This is a genomic window from uncultured Actinomyces sp. (genome assembly GCA_900541895.1).
Taxonomy (GTDB): Bacteria; Actinomycetota; Actinomycetes; order Actinomycetales; family Actinomycetaceae; genus Pauljensenia.
On record UWSI01000001.1, the window covers coordinates 1 to 17,748 of the forward strand.

Genomic DNA, 17,748 nt, shown 5'->3' on the forward strand with positions numbered 1-17,748 from the left:
GCCCGCTGGGCCTGACCGCGCGCCTGGGCGTTCGGCGCCTGGCTGCCTGGGCCTTCGCACTGGCGCTCACAGGTTCGCTCTTCGGCGCGATGTCGGGCGGCTTGTCCGACCTGATCGCCAACAACCCGTCGAGCACCGCCTACATCGACAAGATCGCCCCCGAGATGCGGCCCGTCGTCCAGTACACCACGTTGCTCACGGTTGTGATAGTGGCCCTCGTAGCCACTGCGGTCGTCCAGCGGGTGCTCAACCTGGCCGCGTCGGAGGAACGCGGGCTGAGCGAAGCGGCGCTGACCTGTGGGGTCCCGCGCACACGAGCGCTCATAGCCGCCCTGGCCGACGCCATCGGCGCAGGAGTGGTCCTACTCGTCGTGTCGGGCGCTGTACTGGCGGCCGCCATGGCGACCCAGGTTCGTGAGGACCACGCTGCCGGCAGGGCGTTCGTCTTCACGCTTACCCAACTGCCGGGGGTCGTGGCGGCGGTGGGCATCGCCGCGATGCTGGTGGGAGCAGCCCCGCGGTGGCGGTCCCTGGCGTGGGCGATCATCGCGTGGAGTTCCTTCGCCAGCCTCTTCGGCGGCCTCATCGACATGCCGAAGTGGGCGCAAGACCTCTCCGTCCTCGGGCACGTGATCGATCCGTGGGGGACGACCCACTGGCTGCCCATGGCCGTCCAGCTTGGGGTTGGCATCGCGTGCTGCGCTGGCGGCCTGATCGCCTACCGCGTGCGAGACATTCCCGCGTGAGCGCTCGTGTCCCTCCCGCCGCTCGTTCTCGGAGGGATCGGAAACCTCCTGCTCTACCGCATCTGCGCCACCCTGATCATCAGGTTCGGCTCCGTCTGGCTGGGCATTGCCGACGGCAGGCCCCCGCAGACGGCATGAACGGCTGGCAGGTGGCCATCCTGGTCGCGGCCTACGCCCCGATGCTGCTCCTGTGGGCTCCCGCCCTCACGATCGGTCTCATCGACTACTGGCGTCGGCGCACAACCCGATAACACACTGGGGGTCACGCCTGACGGCGCGGCCCCCAGACGCGTACTTATCGGTCCAAGATCAGCGGTTCGCGCGGTAGAACTCGATGAGCGAACGAGTTGAGGAATCCTGTTGATCCAAGACCGCCTGATCGCCCTCGATTGCGGGAAGAATCTGCTTGGCCAAAACCTTACCCAGCTCAACGCCCCACTGATCGAAGGAATCCAGTCCCCAGACCGCACCCTCAACGAAAGTGATGTGCTCATAGAGCGCAATGAGCTGTCCCAAGACCGAAGGGGTCAGCGCGGGCGCCATAATCGAGGTCGTGGGACGGTTACCCGTGAAGACGCGGGCTGAAACCAGTTCTTCTGCGGTGCCTTCAGCGCGAACCTCTTCTGCGGTCTTACCGAAAGCCAAGGCCTTGGTCTGAGCGAAGAAGTTCGACAAGAACAGCTCGTGCATATCCGCATCAGCGTCGCGAATCGGCCACGAGGGCTGAGCGAAGGCAATGAAGTCTGCGGGAACCATGCGGGTTCCTTGATGAATCAGCTGGTAGAAGGCGTGCTGGCCATTCGTTCCCGGCTCACCCCAGAAAACCTCGCCGGTGTCGTAGAAGACCGGGCTTCCATCGCGACGCACGGACTTGCCATTCGACTCCATGGTGAGCTGCTGCAGGTATGCGGGGAAACGGTGCAGGTACTGCGAGTACGGGAGCACTGCATGGGTGTCCGCGCCCAAAAAGTTTGAATACCAAACGTTGAGCAAGCCCATGATGAGCGGAACATTATCCTTGGGCGCTGCCGACGCAAAATGCTGATCAATTGCACGCATGCCTCCAAGGAATTCCTCGAAGTGCTCAGGACCGATCGCGATCGCCAGGGAGGTTCCAATTGCGGAATCTACCGAGTAACGGCCGCCAACCCAATTCCAGAAACCGAAGGCATTTGCCGGATCGATACCGAATTCTGCGACCTTGTCCAATGCCGTCGAGACAGCAACGAAATGCTTGGAAATCGCTTCCTTTTCCTGTTCGGGATCATCGCCGATGACGCCCTTTTCACGCAGCGACTTCAAGGACCAGTCACGAACCGCATGGGCGTTGGTGATGGTCTCCAAAGTGGTGAAGGTCTTCGAGGCTACGATCACCAGAGTGGTTTCGGGGTCCAGATCCTTGGTGGTCTCCCCCACGTCGGTCGGGTCAATATTGGAAATGAAACGGCATTCCAAGCCCTCTTGGACGTAGGGCTTCAAGGCTTCGTATGCCATGACGGGTCCAAGATCCGAGCCACCAATACCCACGTTGACAACGGTTGCTACGCGCTTACCGGTGACGCCTACCCAATCTCCGCTGCGCACACGGTTGGCGAAGGAGTAGAGGCGATCTAGAACCTCGCGGACATCTGCAACAACGTTGCGTCCATCGACGATCAGTTCCTCATCGGAGCCGCGACGCAGCGCGGTGTGGAGCACCGAACGGTTTTCAGTGACATTGATGCGGTCACCGCGAAGCATGGCATCACGAAGGGGAAAGACCTCGGTCTGATCTGCCAGTTCAAGAAGCTGATTGAGAGTCTCTTCATTAATCAGGTTCTTGGACAAATCGATGTACAGGTCCCCGACTTTCTTCGTCCACTTCTGGGCGCGTTCTGGGTCTTGCTGGAACCAGCTACGCAGATCGGGGTTGAACACTTCTGCATGCTCATCCAGTGCAGCCCAAGCGGGGGTTGTCGTCGGGTCAATTGCGCTCATCGTGCTTTCTCCTGATGATCGACGGTCACGGGAATTTCCCGCTTAGTGATTAAAGCTCTCTGCTTGCATGATAGTCACCGGCTCAAGCTCTCGCGGCTGGGACTGCATGGACACTGCGGTCAGAATCGGGCGAAGATCACGCCACCACTGATCGAAGGGACGACGATTCGCCATGTCCAAATCATCGAACATTCGGTCTACCGGGCGGACCTGGATTGCATTCCCCACGTCACCGATGTAGACAGCCTGCGAACGTCCCTGCGAGAACTGGTTGTCCAATTCACCCAGAGCGGCAAAGACTAGGCGAGTCGCAAGCAGACGGTCATAAGGACTGGGAGCACCGCCCTGCTGGAGGTGTCCAAGCGCAGAGGAACGGACGTCGTAGAGCCCGTCACTTTCAGCCTCGAAAACGTTCGCAAGGAACTCACGGTTGTAATGCGCGTCCGCTTCCTCGTTGACAACAACAAGGAATAGACGGCGACCGGCCTCGAAAGTTTCACGCAGGCGGTGCGCATCCTCATCAATCTCTGCCAGGGTCGTGTTTTCCTCATTCAAATAGGCGTATTCAGCGCCCGAGGCGATTCCTGACATGAGCGTGAGGTAGCCGCAGCGTCGCCCCATGAGTTCTGCGACAAAGCAGCGCTTGGAGGCAGCCGCGCTTTCCTTAATACGATCCAATGCCCACACAGCATTATTCAGTGCGGTATCGGTACCAATCGCCAGTTCAGCGCCGGGAAGGTTATTGTCGATCGAGGCTGGAACCAGAACGATGGGAATACGGAAAGCCGGGTAGCGATCGAGCTCCGAGGTCATTTCCTTGACGGCCAGGTATGCATTAAGACCACCGACCACCAAGAGGGCGTCAATTTCATTGCGTTCGATTGCGCGCCCCAAGGCGTAGTACTCGTTCACTGTGGGAACGGGGCGGCGCGTTCCTAGCTCAGCACCACCGTGGAATGCCCATCCTTCAACGTCATCCCACGTCAGCTCGCGAACCTGATTATCGGCAAGTCCCGCCCAAGAGCCATCGATTCCAAGCATGGTCCAGCCCTTAGCGATACCAAGCCTGACGGCAGCGCGCGCAGCAGTATTCATACCGGGGGCAAGACCGCCTGCGTGGATGATGGCCACGCGCTTAGCGGATCCGCTGGGGGGATTCTCTGCCAGCGTCGGAGGCGTCGACAGGAGCTGGTTAATTCCAACCATCACGGTGAAGGAACGTCCACGAGCCGCCTGCGCGGCTGCAAAGTCCCCAGCTTTAATGAGGTCCTTGACGCCTCGAGTCTGATGGACCGCTTCCATGAGCGGAATTCGAGTGACCCGATTGTGGCGGACACCCAGAATTGTCGCTACATCGGGATCAGCTGGGTTCAAGATCTCTTGGACTGCGGCAAAGCCCAAGAGTGTGGACATCCAACGGTCATACGCGGAAGGAACGCCGCCTCGTTGAACGTGACCGAGGATGGTGATTCGCGCATCCTCTCCGGTACGTTCTTTGAAGGCATCAGCGATGTCTTGAGAGGAAATGGGGTTACCCGCGCGGTCGGTAGCGCCTTCGGCAACGATGATGATGGATTCACGTCGTCCTGCAGCACGCCCTTCTTTCAGGCGCTCGACCATTTCATCTTCCCAGCCATCACGTGCCGGATCCTCGGGAGTGAAGACGTAGTCAGCACCGCCGGCTACCGCTGACATGAGCGGTAGATACCCGCAGTGGCGTCCCATGACTTCGACAACAAAGGTGCGCTGATGCGAGGCTGCAGTCGAAGAAATCTGGTCGATGGCGTCAACGATGCGATGAAGCGCGCTATCCGCCCCGATCGTCATATCGGTACCGACCATGTCGTTATCGATAGAGCCAACCAAGCCGACAATATAGAGGCGCTGATGCAGCTGCGCTTGCTGCGCAGAGATAGCCCCTTCGTCGACTAGCTCGCTGAGGTGTTGGGCCCATTCCGTACGGAATTCTTCCGTACCGGACAGCGAGCCGTCACCGCCGATGACGACCAGACGGTCGATTCCCTTTTCAATCATGTGCAAGGCTGCCGCGTGACGGCCTTCGTATTCACGAAATTCGGGGCAGCGAGCGGTCCCAATAACGGTTCCGCCCTCTGCAAGGATTCCCGAGGCGTCCGACCAGCTCATTTCGCGAATGCAAGCTTCGCCTTTAACCGCTCCCGCCCAGCCGTCAAGGATTGCGTAAGGCTGCGCGCCACGTGCCAGCGCGGTGCGGACAACCGCACGAACCGCAGCATTCATTCCTTGGGCATCACCACCGGAGGTGAGGACGCCAATCTTTACGGGCTCGGACGCGCTTGTGACACTCACTTGCTCCACGAGTCGTGCTCCATTTCCACAGTGATCATCGGTGAACAACTTCTTTAAGTCTATTGCTTAACGCACGCAGTTGCATCCACCCTAGATCCCGGGTGAAAAACGTTCAGGAACGCGGGCTTTCGGTGATTGTCGCACCGTTCAAGGCCGCAGATTCTGCAAGTTCTTCCGGGCTAACAACGCCCTCGACCGAAACCTTGTGCAGGTAGGCCATACCGTCAAAGGCCAGCTCACGCGTGTGTTCGGAATCGCCCTCGGGACCCAGCTTGCCGCCGGTCAGACGGTCCATGATGATCGCGATCGCGCCGTCACCCGTCACGTTCGTTGCGGTGCCGAAGGAGTCAAGAGCAATGTAGGTGGCAATCATCAGGGCAACCGCAGAATCATCGAAGCCCAGCATCGACTGCAAGATACCGGTAGCGGCCATAATTGCGCCGCCGGGGACGCCCGGAGCAGCCACCATGGTGATGCCGAGCATGAAGATGAATCCGACCCACTGGGTGGTGGTGACCGTCATGCCCTGGGTGTAGACGATCGCAAAGGCGAAAGCGAAAATCTTCGAGGTTGAACCGGCCAGGTGAATCGTTGCACACAGAGGAATCGTGAACGAAGAAACAGCATCGGACACGCCATTCTTTCGGGTCTGGCGCAAGGTGACAGGAATCGTTGCTGCCGAGGACGAGGTTCCCAAAGCGGTCAGGTACGCGGGAAGCATGGTGAAGATGGCCTTGAAGGGGTTGACGCGACCAACCGCACCGGCAACAAAGTACTGCGTGAGCAGAATGACTACTTCCAGAATCAGAACAATGACAACTACGCGGATCAGGGTTCGCATGATGTGAACCGCTTCGCCGGTGTAGGTGAGGTTCAAGAAGATGCCGAAGATGTGCAGGGGAAGAAGAGGAACGATGATGTTCTCGATCAAGCGGGTGATGATCGCACGGAACTCAATAAAGCCCTTGCGCAGAACGCCCCGAGGCACCAAGGACAGGCCAATGCCGACGACGAAGGACAGCAAGAGCGCGGTCATCACACCAACGACCGGAGGCATTTCGATGGTGAAGTAGGTCTTGAGGACTTCCTTCGGAGTTTCGACCTGAGTCAGCTGCCCAACAAGAACCTTCGGGAAGAAGTAGGCGCACACTCCGTAGGTCAGGAAGCCTGCAAACATTGTCGAGGCGTAGGCGAGAGCCGCAGTCAGACCCAGCCAGTGGCCTGCACCCTTACCCAGGTCAGCGATTGCCGGGGTCACCAGGCCGATGATGATGAGCGGAATTGAGAAGGACAGGAACTGCCCGAAAATAGTAGAGAAAGTTACGAAGACATCGCCCAGTGCCGACGGCATAATGTGGGAATCACCAATAGTGACAGATCCCAGAACCAATGCCAGAACGATCGCTACCAGCACCCAGATCAGGATGCCGCTCTGTTCAAGAAACTTTCTCATTGCTCAAACCTCGTATAAAGAAGTACGGACTTGGCAAGAGTGACAGCTTTCGCCTAAGAAGTCACCATCGACCACATTATGGACGCTTTGTCTACCGCGTCACATTCACCCGAGCCCCAGCGTTGCAGTGTAGGGCGAGAAGTACCAAATCACGGCCCCAAGCAGGACATACAATCCAACATCCGCCCACCGACGCCTTGAAGCGAACCAGGGACGCCCAGGCCACACCGCACGCATCACCGCCATGATGAACATCGTCACAACCAGGACCAGGACAGCTTTGTGCGGGTGATTAAAAACAGCAAGAAGGGTAATCAGCACGCATGCAAGGACAACGAAGGCAACGCTCACTAAGGTAGCGACTCCACCTGTCGATCCCGAGGACTGATCTTCCATGCCTTCAGGGTATCGCGAAAGCAGACATAAGCGCGACGCACTTAAATGAGCGGACTACGATAGACCCGTCGGCTCACTTGATTGTTAACCAATCCAGCCAAAAATACATACCGATATAAAGGAGTAGACGTGAGCACCCGTTTTATCGTCATTGCCGCCCAGGCAGAAGCCGCCTCACAGGTCAGTGACGACTTCGCAGCGCTTGTCCCCGCTTCAACGCTGGCACGGGTGAGCGCCGCCGGTACCTCCACTTCCGAGGCCATCACCTCCGACCCCGAGCAAGCCCTCCCCCGCGTCGTGGAAGATATCCGCAGCCACACAGAGGATATTGTCCTGATCGATGCACTCCCCGAAGGCTCCGTTTCGACTTTCGACACCTTGGGATGGAACCTCGACGTGGCGGCATCGACCAACGCTCGCGTCATCGCAGCTTTCGATACCGAAGGCGCCTCCCCCGAACTTATTGAACGCGAGATCGAGGTTCTTGATCGTCGCGCGCGTCAGCACGCAACTCGCGTCGCAGCGGTTGCTCTCCCCTCAGCAGTCGCCTCGCACGTTAAGACTCAACTTCCCGTTCTCGAACTGCCTTTCAACGCACAAACTCTGGATGCGGCCTCGGCACTGGAAGCTCCCCAGGTTGTTACCCCCCTTTCCTTCCAGGCGGATCTTATTGACCGCGCACGTTCCAACCGCAAGCGCATCGTCTTGCCCGAACCGGAAGACGATCGTGTCCTGCGCGCAGCAGCCATTGTTCTTGAACGTGGAATTGCCGATCTGGTACTGCTCGGCGATGCGCAGGCAATCAACGCACGCGCTGCGGAGCTTGGCCTGGATGTCTCGGCAGCTACCGTCGTTTCCGTTGACGACCCCGCATACGCGGAGCGCTACGCGGAGGAATTCGCACGCCTGCGCGCCAAGAAGGGCGTGACCATCGAGCAGGCTCGCGACAAGGTTCGCGATGTCTCCTACTTCGGCACGATGATGGTCCACATGGGCGACGCCGACGGCATGGTCTCTGGTGCAATCCACACCACCGCTCACACCATCGTTCCTTCCTTCCAGATCATTAAGACCGCTCCCGGCGTCTCGATCGTTTCTTCAGTCTTCCTCATGCTGCTGAAGGATCGCGTGTGGGCATTCGGCGACTGCGCCGTCAACCCCAACCCGACCCCCGAGCAGCTGGCAGATATCGCGATTTCCTCGGCTGCAACCGCGCGCCAGTTCGGCCTCGATCCGAAGGTTGCAATGCTCTCCTACTCGACCGGAACCTCCGGTTCGGGCGTGGACGTGGACACGGTTGTCGAGGCCACTCGCTTGGCTCGCGGAAAAGACCCCCGATCTGGCCCTCGAAGGACCGATCCAGTTTGACGCTTCCGTTGACGAGGCCGTCGCCTCGGTCAAGCTTCCCGACTCCCCCGTTGCCGGCCACGCGAACGTCTTCATCTTCCCCTCGCTCAACGCTGGAAATATTGGCTACAAGGCCGTTCAGCGTTCCTCCGGTGCGGTCGCAATCGGCCCGGTTCTGCAGGGACTCAACAAGCCCGTGAACGACCTCTCACGCGGCGCTTTGGTTGAAGACATCGTCAACACCGTCGCCCTAACTGCCGTTCAGGCGCAGGGCTGAGAATTCTCGGGGGTGTGGGGACAATCCCACACCCCCGAATTCCGTCTCCATCACTTCCACGCGTAAACTGCACTCATCAGACCACTCATCCATGCGTTACATTGCCCCGCACACCGCGGCCTCGCATGTGATTCTTAGAAAGGCACGTCGTGACCGACACCGTTCTTGTTATTAACTCTGGTTCTTCCTCTATCAAGTATCAGCTCATCAACCCCGACAACGGCGATGCGATCGCCAAGGGCTTGGTTGAGCGCATCGGCGAATCCGAGGGCCACATCCAGCACAAGTACGGCGAGAAGGTCGTCGATGTGAACGAGCCCATTGCTGATCATGAAGTTGGCATGCGCGAAGTTCTGCGCCTCTTCGATGAGGTCGGTCCCTCTCTTGCCGAGGCCAACATCGTGGCCGTTGGTCACCGCATCGTTCAGGGCGGTAAGTACTTCGACGGTCCGGCTCTGATCACCGACGAAGTTCGTGACCTCATCGATGAGCTGTGCGCACTGGCTCCCCTGCACAACCCCGCGCACCTCAAGGGCATCGATGTTGCTCGCGAGCTCATGCCCGATACTCCTCACGTCGCGGTTTTCGACACCGCTTTCTTCCAGCGCTTGCCTGAGGACACCGCAACCTACGCGTTGAAGCAGGAAGTTGCCGAGAAGTATTCAGTCCGTCGTTACGGCGCTCACGGAACTTCTCACCAGTACGTTTCTGAAAAGGTTGCCTCCCTGCTGGGCGATAACGCCCTGCGTCAGATCGTTCTTCACCTGGGTAATGGCGCATCGGTGTCCGCCGTTAAGGCTGGCCGCCCGATCGATACCTCCATGGGCTTGACCCCTCTCGAGGGCTTGGTCATGGGAACCCGCACCGGCGATATCGATCCCGCGGTTGTTTTCCACCTGCAGCGTCAGACCGGTTGGAGCACCGACGAGGTCGATGACCTCTTCAACAAGCAGTCGGGTTTGAAGGGTTTGACCGGTGAGAATGACATGCGCGCAGTCCGCCACATGGCCGATTCTGAGGACCCCGAGGTTGCACGCCGCGCACGCCTGGCCCTGGACATCTACGTCACCCGTATCATCAAGTACATCGGCTCCTACACCGCTGAGCTCGGTGGTCTGGATGTCATTACCTTCACCGCTGGCATTGGTGAAAACGATGCTGATCTGCGCCGCGAGGTTTGCGAGCGTCTGCTCCCCTTTGGTGTGCGTATTGACAACGAGATCAACAACCAGCGTTTCTCTGCTCCCACAACCATTTCGACCGATGATTCCTCGATCACCGTCATGGTTGTTCCCACCAACGAGGAGCTGGCAATCGCACGTCAGGCTCTGACGCTGATCTGAGTCTAGACGCGACTTTTCATCGCAATACGAGGCCGGGGCTGCCATGTGCACCCCGGCTTCGGCGTATTCTAAAAAGGTTCCATGGACTAAGGAGCCACAATGACCAGTGACATCTCAACCCTTGCGAATTGGATTCGCGCCTCTGCGTCAACGGTATTTTTCGGCGGTGCGGGAGTCTCCACGGAGTCAGGTATTCCCGATTTCCGCGGCGCAAACGGCTTCTACTTCCAAGAGCGCACAATCCCCCTGGAGCAGGTCCTCAGCATTGATTTCTTCTCGCTCCATCCCGAGGCCTACTGGGAGTGGTTCCGCGAGGTGCACAAGCCGGTCGAACCCAACGGTGCCCACCGGGCACTTGCTTCGCTGGAGTCCTCCGGGCTTCTCGAATGCGTCATTACCCAAAACATTGACGGCCTTCACCAGCGGGCGGGTTCACGTACAGTCTGGGAGCTTCACGGAAATTGGGAGCACATTCTGTGCACCGCTTGCGGGTCCGGCTATCCCCTTTCCTCTATTCCCGAGGCCTTTGAAGAGTTAATCCCAACCTGCCCGCGCTGCCACGGACAGCTCCGTCCCGATATCGTCATGTATGGAGAGGCACTGGATGAGGAAGTCATCAGCGGAGCCGTTCAGGCGATTGCGCACGCCGATCTCTTGATCGTGGCTGGAACATCTCTGGTCGTCTATCCCGCTGCGGGACTGCTCAACTATTTCTCGGGTTCACACCTGGTCTTGATGAACGCAACGCCAACGAACGCCGATGCTGACGCCGACCTCATCATCCGCGACCCCATTGCTCAGTCTTTTGAAAGCGTCATGAAGGAACTGAATTAGACACGCCAGCTCAGGTACGGCCTCGGGAAGGCGCAAGGCGCCCAAGTAGGCGACAATAGCCCTAGCAACTCAGGAGGAAAGCCATGAACTTCCATTCCCTTTACGACCAGGGCTTCGCACGCGTGGCGGCAGTGACGCTCCCCGTTCATCCCGCACAGCCACTGGCCAATGCTGAAGAAATCATCGCAGCCGCGCAAAGTTGCGACGAACGCGGTGTATCGATCGCGCTCTTCCCTGAGTTGTGCGTTTCTGGCTACGCCATCGATGACCTGCTCCTTCAAGACGTTCTTCTTGATGAGGTCGAGCGCGCGCTCACTGCAATCATCACCGCCAGCGTAGATCTTCTCCCCCTGATCGTCGTCGGAGCACCACTGCGCAAGGGAGCAGCCCTCTACAATTGCGCAATTGCAATCCACCGAGGCCGCGCACTTGCAGTCATCCCGAAGTCCTATCTTCCGAACTACCGCGAGTTCTACGAAAAGCGCCATTTCGTCACTCCACCGAGCTTTGACAACGATCTTCTTCAGGCTCCGTGGGCACCAACAGAGCCCTACACGGGTGACGCTCCCCTATTGCCTTTCGGCTCCGTGACGATCGATGTCACCGACATTCCGGGACTGTGCGTGGGGATTGAGGTCTGCGAAGACATGTGGGTTCCCGTCACCCCCGCTTCGCTCCTTGCGCTCTCAGGCGCAACCGTGCTGCTCAACCTAAGTGCCTCCCCCATTACCGTCGGACGAGGCGATGAACGCAAGCTCCTGGCACAGTCAACTTCCGCGCGCTGTGCTTGCGCCTACGTCTACACTGCCGCTGGTCCGGGTGAGTCAACGACCGACCTCGCTTGGGATGGGCAGACCCTGATCTACGAGGCCGGTCAGCTTCTTGCTGCGGGGCAGCGTTTCGCCTCGGGAACCCAGATCACGATTGCGGACGTGGATGTCGAACATCTGCGCACCGAGCGCACGCGACAGAACTCTTTCACCGACAACGCTCAAAAGATGCTCGACGGACTCTCGATTCCACGCCCGTACAGCATTGCCATTGAGATGAACCCGCCGCGAACAGATCTGGGGTTGGAACGCGAAGTCGATCGCTTCCCCTTCGTCCCCGATGATCCAAGCCAGCTGGAACAGGACTGCTACGAGGCCTACAACATTCAGGTTGCGGGACTCGCGAAGCGCCTGAGCGCAATTGGTCAGCCCAAGGTTGTCATTGGCGTCTCAGGTGGCTTGGATTCGACGCACGCACTGATCGTCGCGGCTCGCGCAATGGACCTCTTGGGTCGCCCGCGCACAGATATCCTGGGCTACACGCTTCCCGGCTTTGCAACTTCTGCGCGCACGAAGACCAATGCGATCGCGCTGTGCGAAAGCTTGGGAGTGTCCTTCAAGGAAATCGATATCACCCCTGCCGCTCGGCAGATGCTGGCCGATATCGATCACCCCTACGCCGATGGCCACGACGACTACGACGTCACTTTTGAGAACGTTCAGGCAGGGCTGCGCACGGACTATCTTTTCCGCCTCGCAAATCACCTGGGCGGTATCGTCTTGGGTACTGGCGATTTATCAGAGCTTGCACTGGGTTGGTGCACCTATGGTGTGGGCGACCAGATGAGCCACTACGCCGTCAATACCGGCGTCCCCAAGACGATGATCCAGCACTTGATTCGCTGGGTGGTGTCTTCCGGCCAGTTCTCTCCCGAAGTTGGCGAGATCTTGCTATCAATTCTGGGAACCGAAATTTCTCCGGAGTTGGTTCCCGCAAAGCCCGGGCAGAAGATGCAATCCACTCAGGACAAAATCGGCCCCTACAACCTTCAAGACTTCAACCTCTACTACGTGCTGCGCCGTGGAGCTCGTCCGTCGAAGATCGCATTCTTGGCAGAGCACGCATGGTCGAACGCTTCTCAGGGGGACTGGCCAGCTGGCTATCCCGAAGAGGACAAGGTTTCGTATTCCTTGGACGAGATCGTGAAGTGGGAGCGCCTGTTTATCCGTCGTTATTTCACTCAGCAGTTCAAGCGCAGCGCGCTCCCCAACGGCCCCAAGGTTATGGCTGGCGGGTCGCTTTCCCCGCGAGGAGACTGGCGTATGCCCTCGGATGTCTCCGCCGAGGCTTGGCTGCGTGAGTTGGACAGCGCCGTCAGCGGCCTCGTCGCCTAAATCTCTCATGCGAAAGGGGCTGGGTTACTCACAAACCCAGCCCCGATCAGCATTTTCTCACTTTACTTCTTTGGTGATCGCTCGCGCGAGTCGAGCATGAAAAGAGCCAACTTCGAGGGCTCCAATGCGCGCACTGCGTGAGGCAGCCGCGTTCCGAAGTGGATAACATCGCCCGGAGGCAGAATCACTGTGCGGCCATCAGCAACGATTTCCAGAGCACCCTCGAGGGTCTGAAGAATCACGGGCATTGCCGCGGTGTGCTCACTGAGAATCTCGTCCTTATCGAAAGAGAAGAGCACCAGACGCATTCCTTCACAGTGCATGACGGTGCGCGAAACCGTGGCCTGTTCGTTGATCTGGATCATCGAGGCGATGTCTTGAACATCAGTCATGATCGGCACGGGAACCTCGAGATTTGTGTCGTCACTGAGCGTCATGGTCTTCTCCTTTCAGTGGCTTATGAGCCACAATTGCCACTCCGCACATCCACTGTTGATATGCGCGGAAAGTCTTCCTCATTCCTAGCACACGGGCACGTAGCTCTCGATCTGAAAGAACATTTCGAATGATTCGCAGAGTTTGAAGAAAACCCTCATCGCGAATATTCCGCGAGAAATCGAGGAGGGCCATAGGCGCGGTGTGAACGCTATCAACGACCAATCCGCAGTCTTCCAAAAGCTGCGACCACTGCGCGCACGTGAGGGGACGAGCATTCACGTGAATTGCACGCGCCAAGTCCTTGCGAATCTGCGTATGCAATTCCTCGTCGATGGTATCGGGTTGAACGGCAAGCTCATGGATCGCATAGCGTCCTCCCGGTGCCAGCAGCCGCACGGCCTCGGAAATGATGGCTTTCTTGGACTTCTCTCCCTGCATGGTGAGCATAGCCTCGCCCACGACTACGTCGGCGCTTCCCGCGTCCAATCCGGTCGCCGCAGCGTCAGCGTTCACAACCGTCCCACGCGCGCCAACCAACTCTCTTACGTGTTTGGCAGCAACCGGGTCTTTGTCGACCCCAGTGTACGAGGCCGGGCGTGCAGCAAGGATTTCCGATGCGGTTCGCCCCAACCCGGGAGCGTATTCGACCACCCGGGAGCCCGTGAGCTTCGCCTCGGAAAGCATCTGAAGAGTCAGTTCCAAGCCGCCGGGACGTAGAACTTTCTTTCCGACTCTTGCGAGAACCCAGTGCCCTGGTGCGGTAGATGCAGGACGCTGCGAAATCGGAAGGGTCTCGCTTGCGTTTGCGTGTTCGTCCGTCTGATTCGAGTCACTCATCACATACCCCTTACTCAAAAAGCTTCTGGCCGACATAGGTGTCCTTCTCACGCACGCCGGGGAACATGAGGTAGACACCCGATGCTAGGTGCTGAAGGTATTCAGTCAGCTGATCGCTCTTCATCTTGGAAAGGACGGGGATGAAGCCTTCAGCCGGGTTACGAACGTAGGCGATGAAGAACAAGCCCGCATCCAAGCGTCCCAGGTAGTCCACACCTTCAAGGTAGTTGTATCCACGGCGTAGCATTCGCCGTCCCGAATTGTTATTCGGGTTCATCATGGCGACATGCGAATCAGGAGCGATTGCCAGACCTGAAGATCCAACGGTGGGGTTACCCTGCTCTCCTTCCTTGGTGAAATCTGGGTAGGTGAATTCTTCTCCACCCGACAGCGGTGCACCGTGGATCTTGTCACGGCCAATGATCTGTTCTTGTTCAGCCAGGACCAGTTCGTCCCAGACTTCCATCATCATCTTGATCTTGCGCATGCACATATAGGACCCGCCAGCAGCCCACGAGCCCTGATCATCACCGGCTTGGATCCACAAGTGCTTATCCAATTCGGCTTGAGAGTCTTCGGCTTTGATGTTGGATGTCCCATCCTTGAAACCAAAAAGATTACGAGGCGTTTCCTGAGACTTTGAGGTCGATGAGGTTCGTCCGTACCCCAGTTGGGTCCAACGCATGGTGGCGCGACCAAATGCGATGCGCGTGAGGTTGTGAAGGGCATGAAGATTGACCATGGGGTCTTCGGAACAGGCTTGGATGATGAGGTCTCCACCGCCGCGCTTGGGGTCGAGTTTTTCTGCTGCCATGGGCGGAATACCGTCGCGTAGGGCAATGGGAAGTTTGTCGCCGAGACCGAAGCGATCTCGACCTTCATTGTCAATGAACAGGGTTTTTCCTACACCGAAAGTGATGGTCAGACCTGCGGGGCCAAGCCCCATCGATTCACCGGTATCAGCCGGCGCCTTCGTCAATGAAGTTGTGTAGTCCTTGACGAGTTCGCCATGAGTCATTCGTTCAGCGGCCAAGGTCCAGTCTTGGAGAAGTTCAATGAGCGTGTCACGGTTGGTGGTCGTCAAGTCGAATGCGGCTGTGTGCATCTGCTGCTGAGCTGGGGTAATGATTCCCTGCTGGTGTTCACCACGGAACTCGTAGGTCTTCTTCATAACATCGGAATCGATGCCATCACCCATGTGGCGACCGAGAGCGAATCCGCCGGTGCCGCCTAGCCCAAGGGTAAGTGCGCCGAGGCCGGCTAATCCTAAAAATTGGCGACGCGAGAGTCCTTCTTTGGTACCCTCGTGGTCGGCATTGCCATTGTTTTCAGCTGCTTCGTGGTGCTGAGTCATGACTGGGTCCTTAAATGACAGATGGATTTTAATGATGCGGTTGGGCGTGGCCCCCTTAAGGTGCGCCACGCCCAACTCGCTGTGTTCGAATAATTACTGAACGATTGCTGCGGTCAGCTGAGCCAAGTGAAGGCGCAGGGCGTTGACTTTGTCGGCAAGAGCCTTGCGGCCGGCTTCGTCAATGCTGTCGTAAGAAACGTATCCGTCACCATCCTTGTGCTTATCCAGCTCGTGTTGAAGCTCGGTGAAGGCATCAGAGATCTGTCCTGTCAGCTTGGCATCCTTGGCCTTCGCAAGATCTTCAACCTCGCCGTAAGCGACCTTCGAGCCCTCGACGTTTGCGGCGAAGTCATACAGATCAGTGTGAGAGAAGGCTTCTTCTTCACCGGTGATCTTCGTGGTGGCAACCTCTTCAAGCAGCGAGATCGCACCGTTGGAAATATCTGACAGAGAGATCTTGAAGTTGTCGGAGTAGACCAGATCGTAGAGCTTTTGAGTGTCTTCGACCAGCTTGTCAGCCATCTTCGAACGCTGATCCTCATTCAGGCCCTGGTAGCCATTGGGACGCCACAGATCCTTTTCAATGGCGTGCCAGCCGGTCCATTCACCGTCAGCGCCTCCTTCCTGCCAGTCAGCTTCGCGCTGGTCAAGAGCGGGGTCGATATCGCCGAAGGCCTCGGCAGTGGGCTCAATGCGCTCGTAGTGCATGCGCGTGGGAGCGTACGCCTTGCGAGCCGAATCGAAATCACCCTTTTTGTACAGCTCAGCGAAAGACTTGGTTTGCTCCAGGAGCTGACCGGACTGATCACGGAGGTATGCGGTGTAGTTGGTGACGGCAGCGTCGATCTGTGCCTGCTCGTTAGAACTGACCTCGACGGGCTTTCCGGAGTCGGTCACGGTGAACTCAGTGGCGCCAACCAGCGCGCCAACCATGTTCTTCTTGCAGGCAGTGAAGTACTTTCCGGGCTGCAGAGTGACTGTGTAGTCAACCGAAGTTCCGGGACCCAAGTTTTCGCGTTCACCGACAATGCGGAGCTTGTCTTCGGCAAGGATTTCGAACTCATTGCGAACCGTTCCATTGTTCGTCAGTTTGAAGTTCACGACACCGGAAGGCACGCTTGCGGCAGAGACCTTGCAGGTATCATCTGTGATGGTCACGGTCAGGGGTGCATCGCTTGCACCCGCGCTTCCCGAGGCCGAGGTGCTCGAGGGGTTATTAGCGACGCAGGCGCTCAGACCCAGTGCAGAAACAGCCGCAACTCCAATGACGAGGCGTGTGCGGAAGGTTTTCATTGTTCTCCTTTAGGGGTGAGGTGTTTGGCGCCGACCATCCCGGAACGTACCAGGAAGAGCGGCAGAATGATGACGATGTAGAGCAGCCAGCCGATGAGCTGGAGGTATGTCGGGGACGCATTGACGTTGAACATTGCTTCCAGGAGTGTCCACCACCACGAGGAGGTCGTCAGCCACGAGTAGACCGAGCCATCTAGATATGCGGTGATGTCATAGATGTGGGTTCCCCATCCCGGAATCACCGAGGCTTCCTGAAGGTCGCCGATACCGTAGGAAACGATTCCTGCCGCAACGAAAATCAGGAGCAGACCGGTGATATTGAAGAAGATTGAAAGGTTAATTCGGGCTGCACCGGTGTAGATGAGCCAGCCGATAATAACGGCGACCACAAGGCCGGTGACAACGCCAAGAGCAGGCGCTGCAATTGCATTTTCAGCAGAAGATTTAATTGTTGCCCACACGAAGAGTGCGGTTTCGATTCCTTCTCGCGCCACGGCAATGAAGGCAATCCATACAACTCCCCACTCTGAGCCAGATGCAAGTTGTGCTGCTGTATCCTCGCGAAGTTTGCGCGCAAATTGGCGGGAGTTTGAACTCATCCACAAGATCATCCACGTCACCATGGCAACCGCGACCAACGAGAGCGTTCCACCAAGGATTTCCTGCGCCTGGAACGACAGCGTGTAGGGCCCCCAGGTCATGATCGCGCCAAGGCTCAAGGGCAGAGCTGCTGCAATGATGACGCCAAACCAAACTTTGGGAAGCAGGTTCCTGCGTCCAACCTTCACCAAGTAGGCCGCTACGACCCCGACGATCAGTGCGGCTTCGACGCCCTCTCTCAGGGCAATCAAGAAGTTCGCGAGGAACATTCATCTCCCAACCGAATGATTTACGATAACCATTCATAACCTAATTGACCGAACTTAGGATAACCTGTGTTATCTAAGCATGTCCCCTTTC

Annotated in this window: 13 protein-coding genes and 2 pseudogenes; 6 read left to right on the forward strand and 9 right to left on the reverse strand. The window is 57.9% G+C overall.

The features are described 5' to 3' along the window. Window positions 1-746, forward strand: a pseudogene (locus tag QZR18_RS00005) (beta-carotene 15,15'-monooxygenase); the annotation flags it as partial. Then, window positions 743-997, forward strand: a complete 255-nt coding sequence (locus tag QZR18_RS00010) for a hypothetical protein (RefSeq protein WP_295909939.1) — start codon at window positions 743-745, stop codon at window positions 995-997. The pseudogene QZR18_RS00005 and the gene QZR18_RS00010, both read left to right, overlap by 4 nt. Window positions 998-1,055: 58 nt before the next feature. Here the strand turns inward: QZR18_RS00010 and pgi are convergent, their stop codons facing one another. The 4 genes from pgi to QZR18_RS00030 all read right to left on the reverse strand — a co-directional run bounded on the left by pgi (window position 1,056) and on the right by QZR18_RS00030 (window position 6,900). Next, window positions 1,056-2,723, reverse strand: a complete 1,668-nt coding sequence (pgi, locus tag QZR18_RS00015) for a glucose-6-phosphate isomerase (RefSeq protein ID WP_178705532.1) — start codon at window positions 2,721-2,723, stop codon at window positions 1,056-1,058. Between the two features lie 42 nt (window positions 2,724-2,765). Beyond that, complete coding sequence (locus tag QZR18_RS00020; RefSeq protein WP_178705530.1) at window positions 2,766-5,060, reverse strand: 6-phosphofructokinase; 2,295 nt, start codon at window positions 5,058-5,060, stop codon at window positions 2,766-2,768. A 103-nt stretch (window positions 5,061-5,163) separates the two neighbouring features. Further along, window positions 5,164-6,504 (reverse strand): dicarboxylate/amino acid:cation symporter, encoded by a 1,341-nt coding sequence (locus tag QZR18_RS00025; protein WP_178705527.1) that lies wholly within the window; start codon window positions 6,502-6,504, stop codon window positions 5,164-5,166. Between the two features lie 105 nt (window positions 6,505-6,609). Further along, the gene (locus QZR18_RS00030; RefSeq protein WP_019126433.1) at window positions 6,610-6,900 is read right to left on the reverse strand and encodes a DUF3017 domain-containing protein; all 291 of its coding nucleotides are present in this window, start codon (window positions 6,898-6,900) and stop codon (window positions 6,610-6,612) included. A gap of 129 nt (window positions 6,901-7,029) precedes the next feature. Here QZR18_RS00030 and pta point away from each other — a divergent pair. From pta to QZR18_RS00050, 4 genes and pseudogenes are all read left to right on the forward strand, one after another. Continuing rightward, a pseudogene (pta, locus tag QZR18_RS00035) lies at window positions 7,030-8,524 on the forward strand (phosphate acetyltransferase). Between the two features lie 149 nt (window positions 8,525-8,673). Continuing rightward, window positions 8,674-9,867 carry an acetate/propionate family kinase gene (locus QZR18_RS00040; RefSeq protein WP_178705521.1) on the forward strand — a complete coding sequence of 398 codons (1,194 nt, stop codon included), beginning with the start codon at window positions 8,674-8,676 and terminating at the stop codon, window positions 9,865-9,867. 99 nt (window positions 9,868-9,966) lie between these two features. Continuing rightward, a complete protein-coding gene (locus QZR18_RS00045; RefSeq protein WP_178705518.1) occupies window positions 9,967-10,701 on the forward strand; it encodes an NAD-dependent protein deacylase in 735 nt (244 codons plus the stop codon). An 83-nt stretch (window positions 10,702-10,784) separates the two neighbouring features. Beyond that, the gene (locus QZR18_RS00050; protein ID WP_178705516.1) at window positions 10,785-12,866 is read left to right on the forward strand and encodes an NAD(+) synthase; all 2,082 of its coding nucleotides are present in this window, start codon (window positions 10,785-10,787) and stop codon (window positions 12,864-12,866) included. Window positions 12,867-12,928: 62 nt separating this feature from the next. Here QZR18_RS00050 and QZR18_RS00055 read toward each other — a convergent pair whose 3' ends face one another. From QZR18_RS00055 to efeU, 5 genes are all read right to left on the reverse strand, one after another. After that, entirely contained in the window at window positions 12,929-13,303 is a 375-nt protein-coding gene (locus QZR18_RS00055; RefSeq protein ID WP_178705513.1) for a cupin domain-containing protein, read from the reverse strand. Next, complete coding sequence (locus tag QZR18_RS00060; protein WP_178705510.1) at window positions 13,290-14,141, reverse strand: class I SAM-dependent methyltransferase; 852 nt, start codon at window positions 14,139-14,141, stop codon at window positions 13,290-13,292. The genes QZR18_RS00055 and QZR18_RS00060 overlap by 14 nt, the downstream gene beginning before the upstream one ends. Before the next feature lie 10 nt (window positions 14,142-14,151). After that, window positions 14,152-15,495: an iron uptake transporter deferrochelatase/peroxidase subunit gene (gene efeB, locus QZR18_RS00065; RefSeq protein ID WP_178705507.1), complete on the reverse strand. Its 1,344-nt coding sequence runs from the start codon at window positions 15,493-15,495 to the stop codon at window positions 14,152-14,154. A gap of 93 nt (window positions 15,496-15,588) precedes the next feature. Then, on the reverse strand, window positions 15,589-16,788 hold the full coding sequence (gene efeO / locus QZR18_RS00070) for an iron uptake system protein EfeO (protein ID WP_178705504.1): 1,200 nt from the start codon (window positions 16,786-16,788) through the stop codon (window positions 15,589-15,591). Continuing rightward, window positions 16,785-17,657, reverse strand: a complete 873-nt coding sequence (gene efeU, locus QZR18_RS00075) for an iron uptake transporter permease EfeU (protein WP_178705501.1) — start codon at window positions 17,655-17,657, stop codon at window positions 16,785-16,787. Before efeU ends, efeO begins: the two co-directional genes overlap by 4 nt. Window positions 17,658-17,748: the final 91 nt, after the last annotated feature.